This window comes from Nonomuraea sp. NPDC049158 (assembly GCF_040648335.1).
Lineage (GTDB): Bacteria > Actinomycetota > Actinomycetes > Streptosporangiales > Streptosporangiaceae > Nonomuraea.
In genome coordinates, this window is record NZ_JBEZDM010000022.1 from 81,678 (window position 1) to 101,420 (window position 19,743).

A 19,743-nucleotide genomic window follows, 5' to 3' on the forward strand; every position below is an offset into this window, starting at 1 on the left:
TGCCCGAGCAGGATTGGCGGCATTGACTGTGGATCCCATCGATATGCGCTACGCCGCCCTGGTCGAGGCCGGATTCCCGGCAGAGGGGTTCTGCCTCACCTGGTGCGAGAACCGTGACATGGAAGAGGTTGCCCGCCGGTTCGGAGCGGTCGCGGAGGCCGGCCTGTGGGCCGGGCCTGATGAACTCGAGGAGCTGGAAGAGGAGTACCGCGACGACGACCTGCTCCAACTGACGCCGGCGGGCGAATGGACGCTCGCCTTCGAATCACCCGGTTTCCAGGGGGACAGGACGGAAGTACTGGAGGCGCTGTCGGCCGGCGGACGTGCCCTGAACGTCATCTGGCGGGGGGAGCGGGACAACCGCGTCACCTATGCCGTCGACGGTGACATCATCACGTCCTTCCGGTTGATGGACCTCTCACAGCGATCGGGCGACGTCCCGTCAGCGCTGGATGATCTGCTGGAGCAGGTGGGCCTGAATGACGGACTGCCGGCGTCGCAGCGCAAGGCGCGCATCCTGGCGCTGGCCGAGGCGATCAGTGGGCACCCTCTCACGCCCGAGTGGGTGTGGGCGCCCCGGTTCGCCGTCGTGATCAAAGAGCCGGTCCCGGACGCGCTCGTCCCTCGCGCCTACCTGCATCCGCGGGAAACGTTCCTGGATGAGCCGGAGTTCGCGCGGATCCTGGCTGATCCGTCGCCCGCGATGGCTCCCGTCGTTACCAGACTGGTCGTCTCCACCGTCGCCGCCGCGATCGGCCTGCGGGACCACCCGTTGGTGCAGGAAACCGTACGGATGCTGGATCGCGGCGAGGGCTTCCCCGGTGAGCGGCAATCGCTGTGGGCACGGCTCAACCTGGCCAGCGAGGAGGCCAGGAAGTCCTGGTTGCGGCAGCGCGAGTCCACGCCGGATGCGGCGGAGGCGGCCGAACGGTTGGAGCAGGTGGGCCACTCCCTCTACGCCCTCAGCAAGGCGTTGGCACCGTCTCCCGTGTACGCGGCGGACGCCGTCGCGGACGAGGCGTTCCGCGTGCCACGGCTGTCCAGGACGGAGGTCATGCGGCTGCTCGTGCTGCGTAACGTCGCCCGCCGCATCCTCTTGGACGACATACGCCACTCCTGACCAAGGCAGCATCGCCGCGCGAGGTAATGACGCACGATTGCGGACGATCGGACCACAAGCCCTGGGTAGCCGTGAAGGGTCCTGGAGGTGTTCGCCTACTCCGACTTCATGAAAGCTGTACGGCCCGGCTCCATGATTTGGAACCGGGCCCTTCGTCCTGGCGGAGATGAGAGGACTCCTGACCCCTTCGATGCGAAGCCACATAGCAATGATCGGTAACTGCGGTGATAGAGCCCGTGACCTGCACCGGGAGTCTCCAAAAGTCCGTGAACGTCCGAAGGGGTGCGCCGCAATCGTCACTCAGTGTGTCCCTCAGGGATTCGACTCAACTCTCACCCATACAGCACGATGACGGCCTTGTCGCGCTCGCTACCGCCGCTGCGCCTCAGCATGGTGACCCTCAAGGAAACTACGCCTGCTGTCACCCCCCATCCACTAGCTCAACTGTGGCGGCCTCGGTAATCTGGCGCGAATCATCCATGATGCATCAAGCAGCGGAGACCATGTAATGTTGTTCAACCACAGGCGAGCAAACTCAATAGCCAGATATTTACTTGCAGCCATACTGGCCACAACCACGTTATCCGCCTGCACAGCATTGCTTCACGAGACGTCAGAAATTGATCCTGCAGCCGTAAACAATGCTCGCAAGATTGGCACAATAGTGCTGCACACCAAGTCGGAATACACCTGGGAGAACAGTACGCAGATCGACGAGATCCTGGTCATGGACGTCGGGGCATCAGACTCCAAGGAGGCAGCGACAGAAGCACGCGCGCGCCTGATCCGGCAAGGATGGACCGAGCTAGGCGCAGACCTCGTAGAATCGCGAAAATGGAAACACATAATCGTGTCGTTTGATTCCTTGGATGGCCTAGATGCATATGGCGCTCACTTGCAGGCCGAGATAGAGGATGCCGTCCAGGCAGCTTCAATGGAAGCCGACAAACTTGTGATTGTTGACCTAGCTCCGATGGAGTAGAACTAGGCTGACGATTATTCAAGTCATCAGGCTGGCTGAGTCTCCGCCGCCAGCATTTGCCCCTGATCACCTCGTATGCCATCGACTCACCGCGTAGCGGCAGGGGGCCGGGGACGGAGTGTTTGTACATTCGCCGGTCGACGTCCCTCGATCATGCGTTGCCCTGTGGTCAGAGCCGGGCTTGATACGGAGGAACCTGTCTGCGGAGCTTGCCTGAGTCGATGGTGTGCGAGGTGATCAGCCCCCAGTCATCCATCAACGTCCAGGGCCGTGTGGAGATCACCTCGGTGCCGGAGTGCTCCCGCCGGAGGCGCTTTTACAAGGTCCAGTGGGGATTGTTCAGGGCCCCGAGCGTGGGCCACGGGCGTGCGGTTACCCCCGGGTCGCCTCTTCCTCCCACTGGTTCGGCTACGCCTCGGGCACCCTTGTGCACCATTGAGGGGGCAAGCGGACGATAACACGTCGTGCGAGGCTGGCTCTGGCCCTGTCGAGCCTCGGGGCTGCAGTGCGTCCGTTGTGGCGGCGGGGTGGCCGGGCGGGACCAGCCCGGAGAGGCCGCACGCCCGCCCGGACCGACCGGCTGTCCGCCGGGCGGCGGCTTGAACCCGTATAGAAGGTTGTATCCACTCAAGATCAGAAGCCACCGAGCGTTCGAGCCCCAAGAGGCGCCGTCGTGCGGGTGGTCCAGCAATAGAGCCACTCGGGATCAAGAACCCGGTTCTGCACGATCAGTACAACCTGCTCGACGTCCACACTGACCGGCCCGGCTTCGACCGCGCTCAGGGCGTCGATGTACGGCCTGGCCGGTCCTGGTGTGTTGATGTAGGTCAGGCTGACGTGCGGGTGAAAGCCATTGGCTTGCTCTGCTGCCGTGGGTGCGTTCCCTATCACCTCGGCGATGCCCCTCCTGACCTCGCCCCACATCTGATGCAACGGCTCCGCGGGAGTCGGAGTCAGCACAACTCCCTCACCGAGCAAGGTCGGCCGGTGGAAGGTCAGCTCAACGGGGGCCAGCTCGCCCAGACGGACCCGTACGGCCTCGGTGATCTGGTTAAGCTGCTCCTCGGACACCTCGTCGACGAACCCGACCGCTTGCACGGTGAGGTGTAGCCATCGCGCGGGTATCGGGTTGTGTTCCTCGATCCTTGCGAGGGCCGCCTGGTAGCGCTCGGCGAGCTGATGTAGTGGTGGCGCGTGCTCGAAGGTCAGGTGCCAGGTGTAGACCAGGCGCCCCGGGCGCCATCCTTCCCGAGGCCACCAGTGCGAGCGCACCTTGTCGACGTCCTTCATGCTCATTGAACCGCCTCAGATCTGTGAGAGAACGTCGGGAGCTTGCTCGTCATGCTCGATGTTGTACTCGTCGATGATCGTGACGCGGTCGGCCGGCCAGATGGATCCCGACACCTCCGGGACGGTCTCGTCTTCGGCACCGGCAGTGTGGATGACCTGGCTGCCCTGCGGCAGGCCGAGCGTGGCGGCCTTCTCGAGGTGGCGCTGCGGGCGATCCACTGGTCTCGGGCGGGGTGGTGTTCCCTTTTCCGCGCGATCACTTGCAGACCGCCTGGAGAGGTACGTCTGCTCCATGATCTGCCTGCCGCCCTATCCGAGCGGATTGATGGCGCGGTTGGCTGGTTGCAGCTTGCCGGATGAGGCACAACAGACTCCCCGTGATCGTCTCCGGCGGCCCAGCTGGCCTGACTCGGTTGGACGAACCGCACTCACCCTCAACAGCTAACCACCGTTATCCCTTCGGCGGGTGCCGCAAGTGGAAGACCTGAACCGGGTGCTGCATTTCCTGGTTGATCAGCGGAATCGTGGAGTAATTGAGCGAGTGGACCTCTGATCTAAGAGCGAGACGTCCTGGACATCCATCACGATGTCCATGGCGCCCCTGCAAGCGTGAAGGACGGTGATCCCATGACCATGGTGAAGACCGCGATCGAGATCGACCAGGAGGCCCTGGCGATAGCCGCCGAAGCTCTCGGCACCAAGACGAGGAAGGACACGGTCAACGCAGCCCTCCGCGAGGTGGGGCAGCGGTTGGTGCGACTGCGAGCCCTGGCCGCGCTTGGCGAGATGGCCGACCGCGGAGACTTCGATGAGTTCGTCGGCAACAAGGCGGCTTACCGCAGATGACACACCAACTGCACTCACCCTCAACGGCTATTCGGCGGATGCCGGAATGATCGATGTCCGGCCGACAAGATCTTCAGATGGCCCGATCGGTCAACTGGAAACGCGTGGGCGAAGCCCACGCCCAAATCAAGCGTCCGGAGCGAAGCGGAGGCCCTACAGGGGTCGCGGCCTGGCGCGACTGGAAGCGACGCCTGAGGTCCTTGAGCGCGAAGCGCCCCGATGAAGCCCTTTGGGGAGAGTGGAGCTATGGGGATTCGAACCCCAGACCTCCTCCATGCCATGGAGGCGCGCTACCAACTGCGCCATAGCCCCTTGAACCGTCCCCAAGTGTATCCGACTCCCAGCCTCAGACAGCCGCCGCAAGCGGCTGGGCCGCCTCCCAAAGAAGCGGCCCAGCCGGAAAATGCCTGGTTAACGGCTAGCCCACCGAGCGGGCCTTGTCGATGAGTCCTGCCAGCTCAGTCACCATCGGGTCCTCCGCCGCCTCCGCCAGCCGCCTGGCCTGCTCCCCCAGCGTCGGCAGGGTCAGCCCGAACGCCTCCCGGTCTCGCATGTACACCGCGAAAGCCGCCGCCACCACGTCCACCTGCAGCCGCACCGGCGCCTTCTCCCACACCGACTCGGTCAGCGCCCCCACGTCCACCGACTTGCTCGTCTCGGACGGGTTCCTGGTGTCGGGGTCCTGCCAGCGTACGGTCGCCTGGGCCAGTTGCCCGGTCGCGCCTGACTTGAGGCGTACCGCGTAGAGAGCCGTGACCGAGTGGCCAGGGCCGATCTCGCCGCCGTCTCGGGTGTCGTCGCGGAACTCCTCGGTGGACAGCGCGCGGTTCTCGTACCCGATGAGCTGGTAGCCCTCCACCACCGAGGGGTTGAAGACCACCTGTGCCTTGGCGTCGCGCGCCCGCAGCTCGATCGTGGCCGGGAGCTGCGAGGCGAAGACCTTGTCCGCGTCCTCCTGCGTGCTGACATAGACGGCGGCGCCGTCACCGTTGTCCGCCAGCTGTTCCATCAGCTGGTCGCCGTAGTCCCGGCCGACGCCGACGGTCAGCAGGGTGACCTGCCGGCCCGCGTACTCCTTGACCCGGTCCAGGATGGAACGCCATTCGGTACTGCCCTGGTTGGCCAGGCCGTCGGAGAGCAGGATGACCCGGTTGGTGGCCGCGGGGCGGAACGCCTTGGCCGCCTGCTCATAGCCGGTGACCAGGCCGGCCTCCAGGTTGGTGCTGCCGGCCACGGTCAGCTGGTCGACCGCCGCGTGCAGCTCTGTACGGGCGGCCAGCGGCGTCATCGAGGCCAGCAGCGTGGCCTCGTCGCTGAAGGAGACGATCGACACCTGGTCGCCCGGCGCGAGCTGGTCGATCAGCGTGTGCAGGGACTGCTTCACCAGGTCGAGGCGGCCGGGCTCGGCCATCGACCCCGACACGTCGATCACGAAGGTGAGGTTGGCGGGGCGCCGCGCCGCCGCGTCGGAGGCGCGCGTCTGCAGGCCGACGCGCAGGACGGCCTGGTTGTGTGACGGCATCATGGCGCCGTCGACGTGCACGGTGAACCCGTCGTCCCGCGGCTGCGCGTAGTCCTGCCGGAACGCGTTGACGAACTCCTCCGGCCGGATCTGCCCCGGTTCGGGCCAGCGGCCCTCCTGGAGGGTACGGCGGGCATAGGTGTACGAAGCGGTGTCCACGTCCAGGGCGAACGTCGAGATCTGCGCAGCCGACGTGTCCTTCTGTTCCTCGGGAGCGGCAGATGCGCTCGCTCGAGCCTCGGGCTTGGCATCTGCGGGGAGTTCGGGCTTGGACGAAGCCGACGGTGCGGCTCTGGACGAAGCGGGCGCCCGAAGGCCGGAGTCTTCCTTGTTCCCCCCGGGACCGCCGCCGCAAGCGGCCAGTGCCAGGAGTCCAGCAATTCCGACGCTGATCGCCAAAGGACGAAATTTCATCGCAACCACCTCCGGCCGTATGACGGCTCCCGGAAATGGCCTGGCCGGGCCGGTGACGCAAGCGAGCGCAAACCGCGATCAACACGTGATCCCGTCAGCCGACCAGCGCCGCCTCCTCCACCCGGATGCGAATCGTCAGCAACACGGCGTTCACCAGCGTGAATGCCAGCGCGGTGAGCCAGGCGGTGTGGACGAGCGGCAGCGCCACCCCCTCCGCGACCACGGCCACGTAGTTCGGATGACGCAGCCACCTGTACGGCCCGGCGCCGACCAGCGGCATCCCGGGCACCACGACGACGCGCGTGTTCCACTGCCTGCCCAGGGTGCCGATGCACGACCAGCGCAACCCCTGAGCCAGCAGGACGATCGCGAGCATCGGCCAGCCGAGCGCCGGGATGAAGGGCCGGTCGAGCAGCCACACCTCGGCCGGGCAGGCCAGCAGGAGTCCGGTATGGGCGAGGACGATCCAGGGATAGTGCCGCCGGCCGTACTCGATGCCGCCCTTCGACCTGGCCCAGGCCAGGTTGCGGCGGGCCACGGCCAACTCGGCCAGCCGCTCGACGACGACCAGCCCGATCAGCAGCGTGTACGGACTCATCACCAGCCCGATCAGGCTCGCGTACGGAGTCACCTGCCCGATCAGGCTCGTGTACGCACTCACCAGCCCGAGCAGCAGCACGTACGAACTCAAAAGATTCACCAGTGCAGCAGGAGCAACTCGGCCGAGAAGCCGGGCCCGAGGGCGAGGAGCACGGCCGGCTGGCCCGGACGGCCGCGCGTCTCCTGCAGGACGTGCAGTACTGAGACCGACGACATGTTCCCGTGCTCACGCAGTGACCGCCACGTGACCTCCAGAGCCGCCGGATCCAGGCTCAGCCGCTCCACGATCTTGTCGATCACCTTCGGGCCGCCCGGGTGGCAGATCCAGGTGCCGACCTGTTCGGGGGTGAGTCCGTTGTCGGCGAGGAAGCCCCTGATGTCGCCCGCGAGTACCTTCTCCACGAATGAGGTGAGTTCGGCATCCAGCACGAGGCGAAAGCCCCGTTCGCTCACCTGCCAGCCCATGAGGTGCTCGGTGCCCGAGTACAGCCTGCTGCGCGTGGCCACCACCTCCGGCCCGTGGCCGCGTCCCACCGCGACCACGGCCGCCGCGCCGTCGCCGAACAGGCCGCTGGCGACCAGGTTGGCGATCGAGGTGTCGTCGCGCTGGGTGGTCAGCGAGCACATCTCCACGCAGACCAGCGCCGCCACCTGTTCGGGCCAGCCGCGCAGGTAGTCGTTCAGCCGCGACAGGCCGGAGGCCCCCGCCGCGCAGCCCAGCCCGAACACCGGCACCCGTTTGACGTCCGGCCGCAGCCCCACGCGCTGGATCAGCCGCGCGTCCAAGGACGGCGTGGCGAGACCGGTGGTCGAGCAGAACACCAGGTGATCCACCCGCCGCGGTGATACGCCCGCCTTGTCCAGTGCACCACGGAGTGCCCGTTCGGCCAGGTCGAGCGCGATCTCAAGGTAGATGTCGTTGGCACGGCCGAACGAGTCGAGCTTGGCGTAGTCGTCCAGCGGGAGTGCCAGGTTCCGGCTCTGGACGCCGGTGGCTGCGTGGAAGCGTTCGAGCTGGTCGAGGTCGGCCTCGGTCAGCCGCGAGAATGCCTCGGTGATCTCCGCCTGCGCGTAGCGGTAATCGGGCAAAACGGTCTGTACCCCCGAAATGTGCATATATCTCTTCTGCCGCGGAGAGGGGCCGGCTAACCTGCGACCGCGCGCATGCCCGTACGCGCCGGGCCTGCTGAGCGTCGCCGTTCGAGCCGGGGCACACCGGCCAAGAGCCATAGGTCTCAGCAAGCCACCTAAAAGCCACAGACTTCAGGAGGCGAGCCGCCACAGAGACGTCACCTCAGCGGCCCGCGCGGCCCTCAGCGGGTCGGTGCCGTCGGACGCGCGCCGGTGACGCGGCCGGGTGTCGAGCCGGCCCACGACCCGCACCCCCGCGCCGTCGAACGCCGCCATCAGGCCGGCACGCGACCGCAGGCCAAGGTGCTCGGCCAGGTCCGACAGCACCAGCCACCCTTCACCGCCCGGCTCCAGATGCTCGGCCAGACCATCGAGGAACCCCTGGAGCATGCACCCCCCGGGGTCGTACACCGCCCGGTCGAGCGGCGACGACGGCTCGGCGGGCAGCCAGGGCGGGTTGCACACGACGAGCGACGCGCGCCCCGGCGGGAACAGGTCGGCCGCCACCACCTCGACCCGATCGGCCAGGCCCAGCCGGGCCATGTTGTCGCGGGCGCAGACCACCGCGCGCCGGTCGAGATCGGTCGCCACGACCCGTTCGACGCCCCGCTTGGCCAGCACCGCGGCCAGAACTCCGGTGCCCGTGCCGAGGTCGAAGGCCAGCCGCTTGCCGGGCAGGGGCGCCTGGGCCACCAGATCAATGTATTCGCCGCGAATCGGGGAGAACACTCCATAGTGCGGATGAATCCGGGCACCCAGCGCCGGGACCTCGATGCCCTTCTTGCGCCATTCGTGCGCGCCGATCAGCCCGAGCAGCTCACGCAACGACCCCACGTACGGGCTCTCCGCCGGCCCGAAGACCTCCTCGCACGCCTGCCGTACGTCGGGCGCGCGGCCGAGCGGGATGACGTGGCCTTCCTCGTACGGGATCAGCAGCAGGCCGAGCGTCCGCGCGCGCCGGCCCTGGGCCTGGCGGTAGCGCTCGAACGTGGCGCCGGGCTCGGCCGGCTCGCACCGGCGGCCCATCGCCTGGAGCAGCTGCCGGGCGTTCTGGAAGTCGCCGCGCCACAGCAGCGCGGTGCCCTCGCGAGCCAGGCGGTAGGCGGTGTCGGCCTTCATCCGGTCGTCGGCGATCACCACCCGAGCCGGTGGCGGCGCCTCCAGTGCGGACCGCCACACTGCCGAACACTCTTCGCCCGCCTCAGTCCATCTGATCATCAGGCCCCGACCGTTTCACGGACGGCCCTCCCGTGGCCAACCCTTTTAGCAGCAGCCCGGCCACGAGAGCGCGCAGCCCCTCGCCGTAGGTGTCGCGCGCGGTGAGCTCCTCCCACCGCCCGCCCACCTCCGCGAGGCGCGGCAACGCCTCGGCGTCGAGCGCGGCGAACACCTGCCGCCGATAGGTCGGCCTACCCTCTTCCCGCCTGCGTAGCGCCGCCGCCCGCGCGGTGATCTCCCCGGCCGTGTAGTGCCAGATGATCCGGTACGCGTCCACGGCCCGCTCCAACGGCAGCCCAGCGCGTACGGCCGCGTCGATGATCGTCTCCGGGTACCACAGCGCGTTGACCGAGAGCAGGTCGTCCGCCCTGAGGACGTCCACGATCCACGGGACGCCTGCCAGCGCCTCGTGCATGGCGATGGCCGCCGCGGCCATCCGCTCGCCCGGCTCGTCCGGGAGCACGGGCCGGGACATCGCCGCCGCGTAGTCGTCGAGCAGCAGCAGGAGGAGCTCCTCCTTGTCGTGCACGTGGTGGTAGAGGGCCATGGGCGTGGTGCCGACCTCACGGGCCAGCCTGCGCATCGTCAGGCTCTCCGTCCCTTCGGCCTCGATGAGCCGGTGGGCGGCGGACACGATGTCCGCTCTGGAGATCTTGGGCGGCCGTCCAGTACGTGCGGGCATCCTGTCATGCTACTTTCTATACGCGTACAAAAATCTAGGAGAGGCATGACATGAGCGACGAACGACTCATCGCCATGGGTGACGAGCTGGTGAAGCTGCACGACGGCTTCCGGCGGGAGCTCGCGGAGCTGCGGCGGGCCCCCGGGGCGCGGACTGACCTGCGGGAGCACTGCCTGACGTTCTGCGACGCGCTGCACGCCCATCACACCGGCGAGGACGGCGTACTGTTCCCGCACCTGGCGGGCGCGCATCCCGAGCTGGCAGAGGTGCTGGCCCGGCTGCGCGCCGAGCACCAGGTGGTGGCGCGGCTGCTCGCGCGGATCCGCGAGCTCCCCAGCGAGGGCGAGCTCGATCAGCTGTCGCGCGAACTGGAGGCGCACCTCGACTACGAGGAGGAGCAGTTGGTGCCACTGCTCAACGCGATGACCGACTTCCCTGAGGGCCTCTAAGCAGTCGGTGCCGCCGCTCAACGCGAAGACCGACTTCCCCGAGGAGCCCTAACCGACCGGCGGCGCGGGTCTCAAGGCGTCGAGCATGAGCGTGAAGTGGCGCCGCCACCGGCTCGCGTCGGCCTGCGCCACGCGCGAGTTGGCCATGATGAAGAACGCCAGATCAAGCGGGCCGACATCGAGCCGCAGCACCCCCGCCGCCTGCGCCCGCTCCACCAGCCGGCGGATCAGCCGATTGATCTCGGCCTGGTCGTCCTGGTGGGACACGCAGGCCAGCTCGGTGAAGGCCCGATCAGCGGACTGCAGCTCGCACGTACGCTCCAGGAAACCCGTCAGCCCCCGCCACGGGTCCTCGGCAGCGAGCGACTCGCGGGCCAGGTCGCTCCAGGCCGTCATCTTCTCGTCGAGGATCGCGTCGACCAGATCGCCGCGCTCGGGAAAGTGCCGGTAGAGGGTGCCGATCGCGACGCCCGCCCGCCTGGCCACGGCCTCCAAGGGCGCGTCCACCCCTCGCTCGGCCAGCACCTCACGGGCGGCCGCGACCAAGGCCTCACGGTTGCGCTGGGCGGCCGTGGCCCGCAGGTTCGGCCGGGAGGGGTTCGATGTGGCGCTGACCGCCCGGGACGCCGGGCGCCTCACCGCGCTGACCGGCACGCTCGCCCACGAAGGCATTACGGCGTCCGCGCATCCCGGCGACCTGACCGATCCCGCGTCGCTGACGACGGCCCTCGACGGCATGGGTCCGGTCGACGTCCTCGTCTACAACGGCGGCGGCACCGCCACCGCCCTCACCTCCCCATCGCCCCCGGCTCTCCGGCCTCCCCGGAGGCGGTGGCCGAAACCCACTGGCGTCTGCACACCGACCGCGACCGCAACGAGGTGATCCTGGGCGACCTGGCCACGGTCCAGGCCGCGATCAACCAACTGACCACCGCCCCGGCCCCCTGACCGAACCGCACGGCCCAGCTACGGGCAGGCGGTGGACAGGAGGCCCGGTTACGGGCGGGTCTTGTGGCGGGGGCCCGGGTCGAGGACGGTGTAGGCGTCGTGGACCCACTCCGTGAGCACCGGCCGCGTCCGCGCCGGATCGATGATGTCCTCGACGAGGAACGCCTCCGCCGTCCTGAACGGCGACCTGACCGCCTCCAGCCGCCCGGCGATCTCCGCCTTCAGCGTCTCCGCCTCCGATCCCGCCTCGGCGAGCAGGCGTTTGAAGGCCACCTCCAGCCCGCCCTCGATCGGCAGCGAGCCCCAGTCACCCGACGGCCAGGCGACCCGCAGGCCATACCGGTCGTGTGGCCGGTGCGCGGCGCCCGCGACGCCGAAGACACGGCGGACCAGCACGGACGCCCACGGGACCGTCGACTGGTAGACGGCGGCCAGCGCGCGGGCGCCGTGCCTGATGGTGCCGGCCCGTTCGGCGGCGCTGCCGATCACGAAGCCGGGCTGGTCCACGAGGTGGACGACCGGCAGGTGGAACGTCTCGGCCAGGTCCACGAACCTGGCCGTCTTGTCCGCGCCCTGCGCCGTCATGCCGCCGCCGTAGACGTTCGGGTCGGCGGCCAGCACCGCCACCGGGTGCCCGGCGAGACGGGCGAGCGCGGTGATCGTGGAGGGCGCGAACCTCCTGCCGAGTTCGAGCACGCTCCCGGTGTCGAAGACGAGGTCCATGATCCGCCGCATGTCGTACGGCCGGCGCCGGTCCCTGGGCACGATGTCCCGCAACTCCGGCGACTCCCTGCCGGAAATATCATCAGATTTCGATATGGGCGGCAGCCGCCACGCGCTCTGCGGCAGGTACCCCAGCACCCGCCTGGCCAGCTCGAACGCCTCCTCCTCCGGCTCGGCGACCAGGTCCACGGTCCCCGCCGCCGAAATGGTCCGCCACCCGCCCAGCTCCTCCTTGCCGACCCGCTCCCCCATCCCGGCCTCCACCACGGCCGGCCCGGCGACGAACACCTGGGAGAGCTCCTTGACCATGATCGATACGTGCGAGGTCACCAGACGGGCCGCCCCCAGTCCGGCGACGGGACCCAGGGCCAGCGCGACCACCGGCACCCGGCCCAGGTTCGCCACCACCTGATCCCAGCCGGGGTTGTGCGGTACGTACGTGCGCCCGAGGTCCTCCAGCTGCTTGACGCTGCCCCCACCGCCGGTCCCGTCGATCAGCCTGAGCAGCGGGACCCGCATCTCCCCCGCCATGCGCTCGGCCAGCACCTGCTTCTCATGGATGGCGGCGTCGGCGGCCCCGCCGCGCACGGTGAAGTCGTCGCCCGCCACGACCACCCGCCGCCCGGCGACCACGGCCCTGCCGATGATCACGTTCGAGGGGGTGACGCTCTCCAGCCCGTCCTCCCCGTACACGGCCTGGCCGGTGAGCGCGCCGACCTCGCGCCAGCTGTCGGTGAGTGCGGCGAGGCGCTCGCGGATCGTCAGCCGGCCGGTCGCGTGCTGGCGGGCGACCCGCTCCTCGCCTCCCATGCGCTCGGCCAGCCGCTTGCGGCGCTCCAGTTCGGCGAGTTCGGGGTCCCACACGGCGTTCGTCCCTTCACCGGCTGATCGGCAACAATCCCATGTAACCAATAGGACGATTGTCATAGCGAGGTCAGGATGGATGGCACCTCCGGTCGTGCCCGGTTCTCGGGAGCATCGGTGACATGCGACGAATCCTGCCGGCCTTCGGGCTCGCGCTCCTGTCTCCGCTCGTGGCCGAGTTCCTGCTCGGCGACTTCCCGCTCACCTCGCTGCACTTCCTGGTCCTGCTCGCCCCCACGTACGGCGGCGCCGCGCTGCTGATCCGCGAGGTGGCGCGCAGGGCGGGGATCGGCTGGCCGGGCATCGTGCTCCTGTCCCTCGCCTACGGCGTGTTCGAGGAGGGGATCATGACGATGTCGCTGTTCAACCCCGACTACGCCGGTCTGCGGCTGCTCGATCCCGGGTTCGTCCCGGCCTTGGGGATCGGGGTGCCGTGGACGCTGTTCGTGCTGGCGCTGCACACCGTGTGGAGCATGAGCGTGCCCATCGCGCTGACCGAGGAGCTGACGGGTGCGCGGCGCACCACGCCGTGGCTCGGCAAGATCGGGCTGACCGTCACCGCCGTACTGGCCGTGCTGGGCGCGGCGGCGATGACGGTGTTCAGCTACATGATCGGGCAGCACTTCCTGGCGTCCGTGCCGCAGCTGGTGTCGATCGTGGTGATCGTGGTGGTTCTCGTCGTGCTGGCCTTCCGCCTACCGCGCCGGACCAGCGCCAACCAGGCAGCGGGCGAGGCGCCCGCACCCTGGCTGGTCCTCGTGGTGACGCTGGTGGCGGGCGTGCTGTTCGAGGCGCCGCACCTCCTGCTCGGCGACCAGGTCGGCCTGGGGATCACCCTGCTGGCCGGGGTCGAGGTGGGGATGACAGCGCTGGCCCTGTTCTGGTCGGCCCGGTGCGGATGGGACGGCAGGCACCGGATGGCGCTGGCGAGCGGCGCCCTGCTGACCTACGTGTGGCATGCCTTCTTCTCGGGCCCGCTCGTGCCGGCGACTCCGCTGATCAACCTGGTCAGCCACATCGTGTTCGGCCTAGGCGCGCTGGTCCTGCTCGCGTTCGCCGCCCGCCGCGTCGCCGCGGACGCCGGCGTTCCTCAGAGCCGGTAGTCGAAGACGTACGAGTGCGAGCCGTCGGGGGCGATGAGGATGTCCATCTCTCCCATGAGGCCGCTCAGCCCGCCGGTGCCGGAGTCCGGGACGACCGAGACGCGCAGTGACTGCTCGCCCCGGTCGCCCACCGCGAAGTGCTGCAGGACGAAGCTGCCCGACCGGCCTGCCAACGTGCCCACGACCCGCTCCATCGCCACGTACGCACGGGAGTCCGCCACCGGCGTCAACGCCATGATCATGCTGACCGTGCTGGTGCCGGTCAGGTCGCCGTGGAAGGTCTTGCCCAGTGTGACGTGGGCGAGCGACACGCCGTCGCCCTCCTCGTACGGAGGCTGGGGTGTCCAGTCGGCGGTGTCGAAGGTTCCCTTGGCTGTCATGCGTCCCATGGTGCGGGTCATACCTGTCAGATCCGGTCAGGTATCCAGCAGCGTCCCAACGAAGTCGTTGCGGAACTTGCCCGCCGGGTCGTAGCGCCCCACCATGTCCCGGAAACGCTCCGGGCACGACGGCCACCTGGTGAACAGCTTGCCCCAGTGCGGCCGGGGATCGAACGGCGCCAGCCGCTCCTCCACCAGCTCGACCACCGGGAGCACCGCCTCGGTGTCCTTGACCCAGGTGAAGTGCACGCCCACCGTGTCGCGGCCGAGATACGGGCTGAGCCACAGGTCGTCGGCGGCGATCGTACGCACCTCGGAGATCTGCAGCACCGGCCGGAGGCGGTCGCCGATGGCCCGCAGCTCGCGCAGCGCCTCGGCCGCGCGCCCCCTGGGCAGCAGGAACTCCGACTGCAGCTCCTCGCCCGCGCTGCTCGGCGGCGAGTCGGCCCGGAAGTGCGGCAGCCGCTCGTGCCACGGCCCCGGCACGCCGAGCTGCTCGGTGCAGCTGCCGGCCGGCATGCCCGGCACCGGGTGGCGGGGCCCGTCGGCCGCGCGGGTGCCGTGCCAGTCGCCGGGGGCCAGCTCGGAGCGGCGCTTGAGCCACACGGTGGTCGCCAGCCAGTTGGTGAACAGGCTAACGCTGTAGCCGGCCGACATGACGGCCTCGAAGTCGAAGTCGTCGGGCAGGCCCTCCCGGACGTACTGGCGCAGCTCGAAGGCGGGCACGAGGTCGAGCGTGACCGAGGTGACGACGCCGAGCGCGCCGAGCGCCACGACCGCGCCGGGGAAGTCGGCCTCACCCCGCGCGAGGGTGATCAGGGTGCCGTCGGCGGTGACGAGGTCCAGCGCCGCCACGGCCGCCGACAGGCTCTGGTTGCCGCCGCCGGAGCCGTGCGTGCCGGTCGCGACCGAACCGGCCACCGAGATGTGCGGCAGCGAGGCCAGGTTGCCGAGCGCGAACCCGCTCGCGTGCAGCACGGGCGCGAGCTCCGCGTACGTCACCCGCCCGCCGACCCGCACCCGCGCCGCGGCGCTGTCGATCTCGATCTCGTACGGCAGGCGGTCCAGGGTGACCAGGTCACCCGTCGAGTCGGCGACGTCGTTGAAGGAGTGGCCACTGCCTAACGCCCGGATGGAGGTGGTGCCGGCGACAAGGCTCTGGAGCTCGTCGAGGGAGGAGGGATGATGCACGTTTTTCATCTGAAAGGCGATGTTTCCCGCCCAATTCTTCAACGTCACTGCCCTACAGTTCCATAGCTCTTGTCAGCGCCGCGAGGGGGCGCTAGTTTCGGGTGCCGCCGACGAAAGCGCCGACGACAAAGGCGCTCTGGGCGCCGCCGAGGAGAATTCCGTGCTCTACCTGTCCGAGGCCCTCGGTCTGGCCACGCTCGTGCTCTGGCTGTACTGCCTCTTCGACGCGATCACCACGCCGGAAGAGGCGTGCCGCAATCTGCCGAAGATCCTCTGGGTGCTCGTCGTGCTGCTGTTCCCGCTGGTCGGCTCCATCATCTGGCTGGTGGCCGGGCGCCCGCAGGCGCTCCCGCCGGCGCGGCCGACCGGATACCCCGAGTACGACCGGCCGGGGCGCGCGACCGCGAGCAACCCCGACGACGACGAGGAGTTCCTGCGCCGCCTCCGCGAGCGAGCCGAGGAACAGCGCAGGAACGCCCCGAAGCCACCTGACGACACCCCCAAGGGCGACTAGAAGCCCTGCGCCAGCCGGTAGTACGCCTGGTTCCAGCGCAGCTCCTTGGCGAATCCCCGAGCCGTCGTGTCCGCGTCGATGACCAGCAGCTCGACCCCGAGCATGTCGGCCAGGTCGGTCAGCTCCTCGGTGCCCACGGCCGTCGAGAGCACGGTGTGGTGCGGCGCGCCCGCGGTCAGCCACGCCTCGGCGGAGGTACGCAGGTTCGGCCGGGGCCGCCAGACCGCGCGCGCCACCGGCAGGTTGGGCAGTGGGTGCGGCGGCGCGACGATGTCGATCTCGTTGGCCACCAGCCGGAACCGGTCCCCCATGTCGGCGAGCCCGATGACCACGCCGGGACCCGGCTCGGCGTCGAACACCAGCCGCACCGGGTCCTCCCGGCCGCCGATGCCCAGCGGGTGGATCTCGCACGACGGGGTGCCCGTGGCGATCGACGGGCAGACCTCCAGCATGTGCGCGCCGAGGATGAGCTCCTCGCCCGGCGTCATGTTGTAGGTGTAGTCCTCCATGAACGAGGTGCCGCCCGGCGCCATGGCCTTGAGCGTGCGCAGCAGCACCGAGGTCTTCCAGTCGCCCTCGCCGCCGAAGCCGTACCCGTCGGCCATCAGCCGCTGCACGGCCAGGCCGGGGAGCTGGCGCAGCCCGCCGAGGTCCTCGAAGTTCGTGGTGAACGCGCGGAACCCGCCCGCCTCCAGGAAGCCGCGCAGGCCCAGCTCGATCCTGGCGGCGTAGCGCAGCGACTCGTTCCGCTCGCCCAGCAGCTCCGGTGCCACCCGGTAGAGCTCGGCGTACTCCTTGACCAGCGCCGTCACGTCCGCGTCGGAGGCGGCGTCCACGGCCTCGACCAGCTCGTTGACGCCGTAGGTGTTGACCGAGACGCCGAAGCGCAGCTGCGCCTCGACCTTGTCGCCCTCGGTGACGGCGACGTCGCGCATGTTGTCGCCGAACCTGGCGAGCTTGAGCGTACGCACCTCCGCCAGGCCCGCCGCCGCGCGCGACCAAGCGAGCACCCGGTCGGCCACGAACGGGTCGCTGACGTGCCCGGCCACGGTCTTGCGCGGCACGCCCAGCCGGGTCTGGATGTGGCCGAACTCGCGGTCGCCGTGCGCGGCCTGGTTGAGGTTCATGAAGTCCATGTCGATGGAGCTCCACGGCAGCTCCACGTTGGCCTGCGTGTGCAGGTGCAGCAGCGGCTTGCGCAGCGTGTCCAGCCCGGCGATCCACATCTTGGCCGGCGAGAAGGTGTGCATCCAGGCGATCACGCCGGCGCACGAGTCGTCGGCGTTGGCCTCCAGCATCACCCGCCTGATCGCGGCCGCGTCGGTGAGCACGGGCTTCCACTCGACGGGCACCGGAAGCGCCGCGGCGATCCGCTGCGACTGCTCGGCGACCTGGCGCAGCGTGTCCTCGCCGTACAGTCCCTGGCTGCCGGTCAGAAACCAGATGTTCAACGCGGGCTCCTCTGTTGTCCGTAGACGTTCTGATAGCGGTCGTACAAGCGGTCGATGTCGTCCTGGGCGATGGCCAGCGGCTCGCCGAGCTGCCGGGCCACGTGCACGGTACGGGCGACGTCCTCGCACATCACCGCGGCCTTGACCGCGGCCTTGGGGCTCGGGCCGATGCTGAAGACGCCGTGGTTCTGCATCAGCACGGCCCGCGAGCGGTGCCCTTTGAGCGTCTTCACGATGCCCTGGCCGATGGAGTCGTCGCCGATCAGCGCGAACGGCCCGACCGGGATCTCGCCGCCGAACTCGTCGGCCATGGCGGTCAGCACGCACGGGATGGCCTCACCGCGCGCGGCCCAGGCGGAGGCGTAGGTGGAGTGGGTGTGCACCACCCCGTTCACCTCGGGCATGTTGCGATAGACGTAGGCGTGCGCGGCGGTGTCGCTGGACGGCGCGTGTTCGCCGGCCACCAGGTTGCCGTCGAGGTCGCAGACGACCATGTTCTGCGGCGTCAGCTCGTCGTAGGTGACGCCGGACGGCTTGATGACGAACAGGTCCTCGCCGGGGACCCGGCCGGAGACGTTCCCGGCGGTCCAGACGACGAGGTTGTTGCGCACCAGCTCGGCGTGCAGGTCGCAGACCGTCTTCCGCATGGCCTCGGTCATGAGCGGGCCTCGTTCCTGATCGCGCGTAGCGTGTGCAGCATTCGTCCATCCCCGAAGTAGTCGTGCAGTGTGCGGTATTCGGCGTAGAGCCGGTCATAGGCGTCGGCCCGGTCCGCGTCGGGCACGTACGCGTTCTCCTGCCGCGCGCCCATCACGGCCGCGGCCTGCTGGATGTCGTCGTACGCGCCCGCCGCGACGGCCGCGTGGATCGCCGAGCCGAGCGCGGGGCCCTGCTCGGAGTCGATGATCGAGAGCGGGCGGCGCAGCACGTCGGCGTAGACCTGCATGAGGAAGCGGTTCTTCAGCAGGCCGCCGGCCACCACGAACTCCGCCACCGGCACGCCCGACGCCTCGAACGTCTCGACGATCACCCGGGCGCCGAACGCGGTGGCCTCGATGAGCGCGCGGTAGACGTCCTCGGGCTTGGTGGCCAGGGTCTGGCCGACGACCACGCCGGACAGGTCGTGGTCGACCAGCACCGAGCGGTTGCCGTTGTGCCAGTCGAGCGCGACCAGGCCGTGCTGCCCGACCCGCTGCCCGGCGGCCAGCTCGGTCAGGTAGTCGTGCACCGACTGTCCCTGCTCCGCCGCGAGCCGCGCGTACGAGGCGGGCACGGCGTTGTCGACGAACCAGGCGAAGATGTCGCCCACGCCGGACTGTCCCGCCTCGTATCCCCACAGTCCCGGAACGATCCCGTCCTGGACCACCCCGCACATGCCGGGCACCTCGGCCAGCTGGTCGGACGGCATCACGTGGCAGGTGGAGGTGCCCATGATGGCGACCATCTGGCCGGGCCGGACCGCGTCGGCCGCGGCGGAGGTGACGTGCGCGTCGACGTTGCCGACGGCGATCGCGATGCCCTCGGGCAGCTTGGTCCATTCGGCGGCCTGCGCGGTCAGCCGACCGGCGAGCCCGCCCAGCGGGGACAGCTCATGTCCCAACTTGCCGGCGAACCCGGAGAAGTCGGGGTTGAGGGCGGCGAGGAACTCCTCGGACGGATAGCCCCCATCCTGAAAAATCCCCTTGTATCCAGCGGTGCAGACGTTGCGGGTCTCCACCCCGGTGAGCTGCCAGATGATCCAGTCGGCCGCCTCGATCCACCGCTCGGCCCGCCCGTAGGTCTCCGGGTCCTCCTCGAGCACCTGCAGCCCCTTGGCGAACTCCCACTCCGAGGAGATCTTGCCGCCATAGCGCGGCAGCCAGCTCTCCCCGCGCCGCGCGGCCAGCTCGTTGATCCGGTCGGCGTGCGCCTGCGCCGCGTGGTGCTTCCACAGCTTGGGCCAGGCGTGCGGCCGCTCGGGCGTCTGGAAGCAGAGCGGCGTGCCGTCGCCGGTGGTCGGCAGCACCGTGCACGCGGTGAAGTCGGTGCCGAGGCCGACGACCTGCGCCGGGTCGATCCCGGCCGCGGCCACGGCCTCGGGCACGGCGGTACGCAGCACGTCCAGCCAGTCCTGCGGGGACTGCAGCGCCCAGTCGGGTCCCAGCCGGACCTCGGAGCCGGGCAGCCGGTCCTCGATGACGCGGTGGGCGTACTCGTGCACGGCGGTGCCGACCTCGGCGCCGTCCTCCACCCGCACCACCACGGCACGGCCGGACAGCGTGCCGAAGTCGACACCGATCACGTATGTGTTGTTGTTAGCGTTCACACAATCTCCC

21 protein-coding genes and 1 tRNA gene are annotated in these 19,743 nt (G+C 69.3%); 7 read left to right on the plus strand and 15 right to left on the minus strand.

The genetic code is table 11. The features are described 5' to 3' along the window. Positions 1-28 precede the first annotated feature (28 nt). Both AB0B61_RS36830 and AB0B61_RS36835 read left to right on the plus strand, forming a co-directional pair. Complete coding sequence (locus tag AB0B61_RS36830) at positions 29-1,120, plus strand: DUF6461 domain-containing protein (protein WP_358442143.1); 1,092 nt, start codon at positions 29-31, stop codon at positions 1,118-1,120. 508 nt (positions 1,121-1,628) lie between these two features. Further along, positions 1,629-2,102 (plus strand): hypothetical protein, encoded by a 474-nt coding sequence (locus AB0B61_RS36835; RefSeq protein WP_358442146.1) that lies wholly within the window; start codon positions 1,629-1,631, stop codon positions 2,100-2,102. Between the two features lie 633 nt (positions 2,103-2,735). Here the strand turns inward: AB0B61_RS36835 and AB0B61_RS36840 are convergent. Together AB0B61_RS36840 and AB0B61_RS36845 are read right to left on the minus strand one after the other, a co-directional pair. Next, complete coding sequence (locus AB0B61_RS36840) at positions 2,736-3,392, minus strand: 2'-5' RNA ligase family protein (protein WP_358442149.1); 657 nt, start codon at positions 3,390-3,392, stop codon at positions 2,736-2,738. Between the two features lie 15 nt (positions 3,393-3,407). Then, positions 3,408-3,611 (minus strand): hypothetical protein, encoded by a 204-nt coding sequence (locus AB0B61_RS36845; RefSeq protein WP_358442152.1) that lies wholly within the window; start codon positions 3,609-3,611, stop codon positions 3,408-3,410. Positions 3,612-4,019: 408 nt separating this feature from the next. Here AB0B61_RS36845 and AB0B61_RS36850 point away from each other — a divergent pair, with 408 nt between their 5' ends. Further along, positions 4,020-4,238 carry a type II toxin-antitoxin system VapB family antitoxin gene (locus tag AB0B61_RS36850; protein WP_358442155.1) on the plus strand — a complete coding sequence of 73 codons (219 nt, stop codon included), beginning with the start codon at positions 4,020-4,022 and terminating at the stop codon, positions 4,236-4,238. Between the two features lie 239 nt (positions 4,239-4,477). On the opposite strand, the gene AB0B61_RS36855 is transcribed toward AB0B61_RS36850, so the two are convergent. From AB0B61_RS36855 to AB0B61_RS36880, 6 genes are all read right to left on the minus strand, one after another. Next, a tRNA-Ala gene (locus tag AB0B61_RS36855) sits at positions 4,478-4,550 on the minus strand. Between the two features lie 106 nt (positions 4,551-4,656). After that, a complete protein-coding gene (locus AB0B61_RS36860; RefSeq protein WP_358442157.1) occupies positions 4,657-6,174 on the minus strand; it encodes a von Willebrand factor type A domain-containing protein in 1,518 nt (505 codons plus the stop codon). 94 nt (positions 6,175-6,268) lie between these two features. Next, the gene (locus AB0B61_RS36865; protein ID WP_358442160.1) at positions 6,269-6,874 is read right to left on the minus strand and encodes an isoprenylcysteine carboxyl methyltransferase family protein; all 606 of its coding nucleotides are present in this window, start codon (positions 6,872-6,874) and stop codon (positions 6,269-6,271) included. Beyond that, complete coding sequence (locus AB0B61_RS36870) at positions 6,871-7,890, minus strand: 3-oxoacyl-[acyl-carrier-protein] synthase III C-terminal domain-containing protein (RefSeq protein WP_358442163.1); 1,020 nt, start codon at positions 7,888-7,890, stop codon at positions 6,871-6,873. The genes AB0B61_RS36865 and AB0B61_RS36870 overlap by 4 nt, the downstream gene beginning before the upstream one ends. 147 nt (positions 7,891-8,037) lie before the next feature. Then, a complete protein-coding gene (locus AB0B61_RS36875; protein WP_358442166.1) occupies positions 8,038-9,084 on the minus strand; it encodes a class I SAM-dependent methyltransferase in 1,047 nt (348 codons plus the stop codon). A 22-nt stretch (positions 9,085-9,106) separates the two neighbouring features. After that, on the minus strand, positions 9,107-9,805 hold the full coding sequence (locus AB0B61_RS36880) for a helix-turn-helix domain-containing protein (protein WP_358442169.1): 699 nt from the start codon (positions 9,803-9,805) through the stop codon (positions 9,107-9,109). A 50-nt stretch (positions 9,806-9,855) separates the two neighbouring features. Between AB0B61_RS36880 and AB0B61_RS36885 the strand changes: the two genes are divergently transcribed. After that, positions 9,856-10,254: a hemerythrin domain-containing protein gene (locus AB0B61_RS36885; protein ID WP_358442171.1), complete on the plus strand. Its 399-nt coding sequence runs from the start codon at positions 9,856-9,858 to the stop codon at positions 10,252-10,254. A gap of 48 nt (positions 10,255-10,302) precedes the next feature. On the opposite strand, the gene AB0B61_RS36890 is transcribed toward AB0B61_RS36885, so the two are convergent. Beyond that, on the minus strand, positions 10,303-10,926 hold the full coding sequence (locus AB0B61_RS36890) for a helix-turn-helix domain-containing protein (RefSeq protein WP_358442174.1): 624 nt from the start codon (positions 10,924-10,926) through the stop codon (positions 10,303-10,305). On the opposite strand from AB0B61_RS36890, the gene AB0B61_RS36895 reads away from it, so the two are divergent. Continuing rightward, on the plus strand, positions 10,859-11,137 hold the full coding sequence (locus tag AB0B61_RS36895) for a hypothetical protein (RefSeq protein ID WP_358442177.1): 279 nt from the start codon (positions 10,859-10,861) through the stop codon (positions 11,135-11,137). The two genes, AB0B61_RS36890 and AB0B61_RS36895, sit on opposite strands and share 68 nt — an antisense overlap. Positions 11,138-11,250: 113 nt before the next feature. Here AB0B61_RS36895 and AB0B61_RS36900 read toward each other — a convergent pair whose 3' ends face one another. Next, positions 11,251-12,789 (minus strand): carboxyl transferase domain-containing protein, encoded by a 1,539-nt coding sequence (locus AB0B61_RS36900; protein WP_358442179.1) that lies wholly within the window; start codon positions 12,787-12,789, stop codon positions 11,251-11,253. 122 nt (positions 12,790-12,911) lie between these two features. Here AB0B61_RS36900 and AB0B61_RS36905 point away from each other — a divergent pair, with 122 nt between their 5' ends. Next, positions 12,912-13,892, plus strand: a complete 981-nt coding sequence (locus AB0B61_RS36905; protein WP_358442182.1) for a hypothetical protein — start codon at positions 12,912-12,914, stop codon at positions 13,890-13,892. Here AB0B61_RS36905 and AB0B61_RS36910 read toward each other — a convergent pair. Both AB0B61_RS36910 and AB0B61_RS36915 read right to left on the minus strand, forming a co-directional pair. Continuing rightward, positions 13,880-14,272: a DUF3224 domain-containing protein gene (locus AB0B61_RS36910; RefSeq protein ID WP_358442185.1), complete on the minus strand. Its 393-nt coding sequence runs from the start codon at positions 14,270-14,272 to the stop codon at positions 13,880-13,882. The genes AB0B61_RS36905 and AB0B61_RS36910 overlap by 13 nt on opposite strands. A 36-nt stretch (positions 14,273-14,308) precedes the next feature. After that, on the minus strand, positions 14,309-15,472 hold the full coding sequence (locus AB0B61_RS36915) for an FAD-binding protein (RefSeq protein WP_358442188.1): 1,164 nt from the start codon (positions 15,470-15,472) through the stop codon (positions 14,309-14,311). Between the two features lie 151 nt (positions 15,473-15,623). Here AB0B61_RS36915 and AB0B61_RS36920 point away from each other — a divergent pair, with 151 nt between their 5' ends. Further along, positions 15,624-15,977: a PLDc N-terminal domain-containing protein gene (locus AB0B61_RS36920; RefSeq protein ID WP_358442191.1), complete on the plus strand. Its 354-nt coding sequence runs from the start codon at positions 15,624-15,626 to the stop codon at positions 15,975-15,977. On the opposite strand, the gene araA is transcribed toward AB0B61_RS36920, so the two are convergent. Genes araA through araB form a run of 3 tightly spaced genes read right to left on the minus strand, consistent with a single transcriptional unit; the run spans position 15,974 to position 19,733 of the window. Then, positions 15,974-17,428, minus strand: a complete 1,455-nt coding sequence (gene araA, locus AB0B61_RS36925) for an L-arabinose isomerase (RefSeq protein ID WP_358442193.1) — start codon at positions 17,426-17,428, stop codon at positions 15,974-15,976. The genes AB0B61_RS36920 and araA overlap by 4 nt on opposite strands. After that, positions 17,425-18,087, minus strand: coding sequence for an L-ribulose-5-phosphate 4-epimerase (locus tag AB0B61_RS36930; protein ID WP_358442196.1), 663 nt, complete (start codon positions 18,085-18,087; stop codon positions 17,425-17,427). The genes araA and AB0B61_RS36930 overlap by 4 nt, the downstream gene beginning before the upstream one ends. After that, positions 18,084-19,733 carry a ribulokinase gene (gene araB / locus AB0B61_RS36935; RefSeq protein ID WP_358442199.1) on the minus strand — a complete coding sequence of 550 codons (1,650 nt, stop codon included), beginning with the start codon at positions 19,731-19,733 and terminating at the stop codon, positions 18,084-18,086. Before araB ends, AB0B61_RS36930 begins: the two co-directional genes overlap by 4 nt. Positions 19,734-19,743 lie beyond the last annotated feature (10 nt).

What these genes read in the sequence shown, in the direction of transcription:
- AB0B61_RS36835 (WP_358442146.1), top strand. Translation starts at nt 1,629, where the DNA reads ATGTTGTTCAACCACAGGCGAGCAAACTCAATAGCCAGATATTTACTT.
- AB0B61_RS36850 (WP_358442155.1), top strand. Translation starts at nt 4,020, where the DNA reads ATGACCATGGTGAAGACCGCGATCGAGATCGACCAGGAGGCCCTGGCG.
- AB0B61_RS36890 (WP_358442174.1), bottom strand. Translation starts at nt 10,926, where the DNA reads ATGCCTTCGTGGGCGAGCGTGCCGGTCAGCGCGGTGAGGCGCCCGGCG.
- AB0B61_RS36915 (WP_358442188.1), bottom strand. Translation starts at nt 15,472, where the DNA reads ATGAAAAACGTGCATCATCCCTCCTCCCTCGACGAGCTCCAGAGCCTT.
- AB0B61_RS36885 (WP_358442171.1), top strand. Translation starts at nt 9,856, where the DNA reads ATGAGCGACGAACGACTCATCGCCATGGGTGACGAGCTGGTGAAGCTG.
- AB0B61_RS36910 (WP_358442185.1), bottom strand. Translation starts at nt 14,272, where the DNA reads ATGACAGCCAAGGGAACCTTCGACACCGCCGACTGGACACCCCAGCCT.
- AB0B61_RS36860 (WP_358442157.1), bottom strand. Translation starts at nt 6,174, where the DNA reads ATGAAATTTCGTCCTTTGGCGATCAGCGTCGGAATTGCTGGACTCCTG.
- AB0B61_RS36930 (WP_358442196.1), bottom strand. Translation starts at nt 18,087, where the DNA reads ATGACCGAGGCCATGCGGAAGACGGTCTGCGACCTGCACGCCGAGCTG.
- AB0B61_RS36880 (WP_358442169.1), bottom strand. Translation starts at nt 9,805, where the DNA reads ATGCCCGCACGTACTGGACGGCCGCCCAAGATCTCCAGAGCGGACATC.
- AB0B61_RS36905 (WP_358442182.1), top strand. Translation starts at nt 12,912, where the DNA reads ATGCGACGAATCCTGCCGGCCTTCGGGCTCGCGCTCCTGTCTCCGCTC.
- AB0B61_RS36870 (WP_358442163.1), bottom strand. Translation starts at nt 7,890, where the DNA reads ATGCACATTTCGGGGGTACAGACCGTTTTGCCCGATTACCGCTACGCG.
- AB0B61_RS36840 (WP_358442149.1), bottom strand. Translation starts at nt 3,392, where the DNA reads ATGAAGGACGTCGACAAGGTGCGCTCGCACTGGTGGCCTCGGGAAGGA.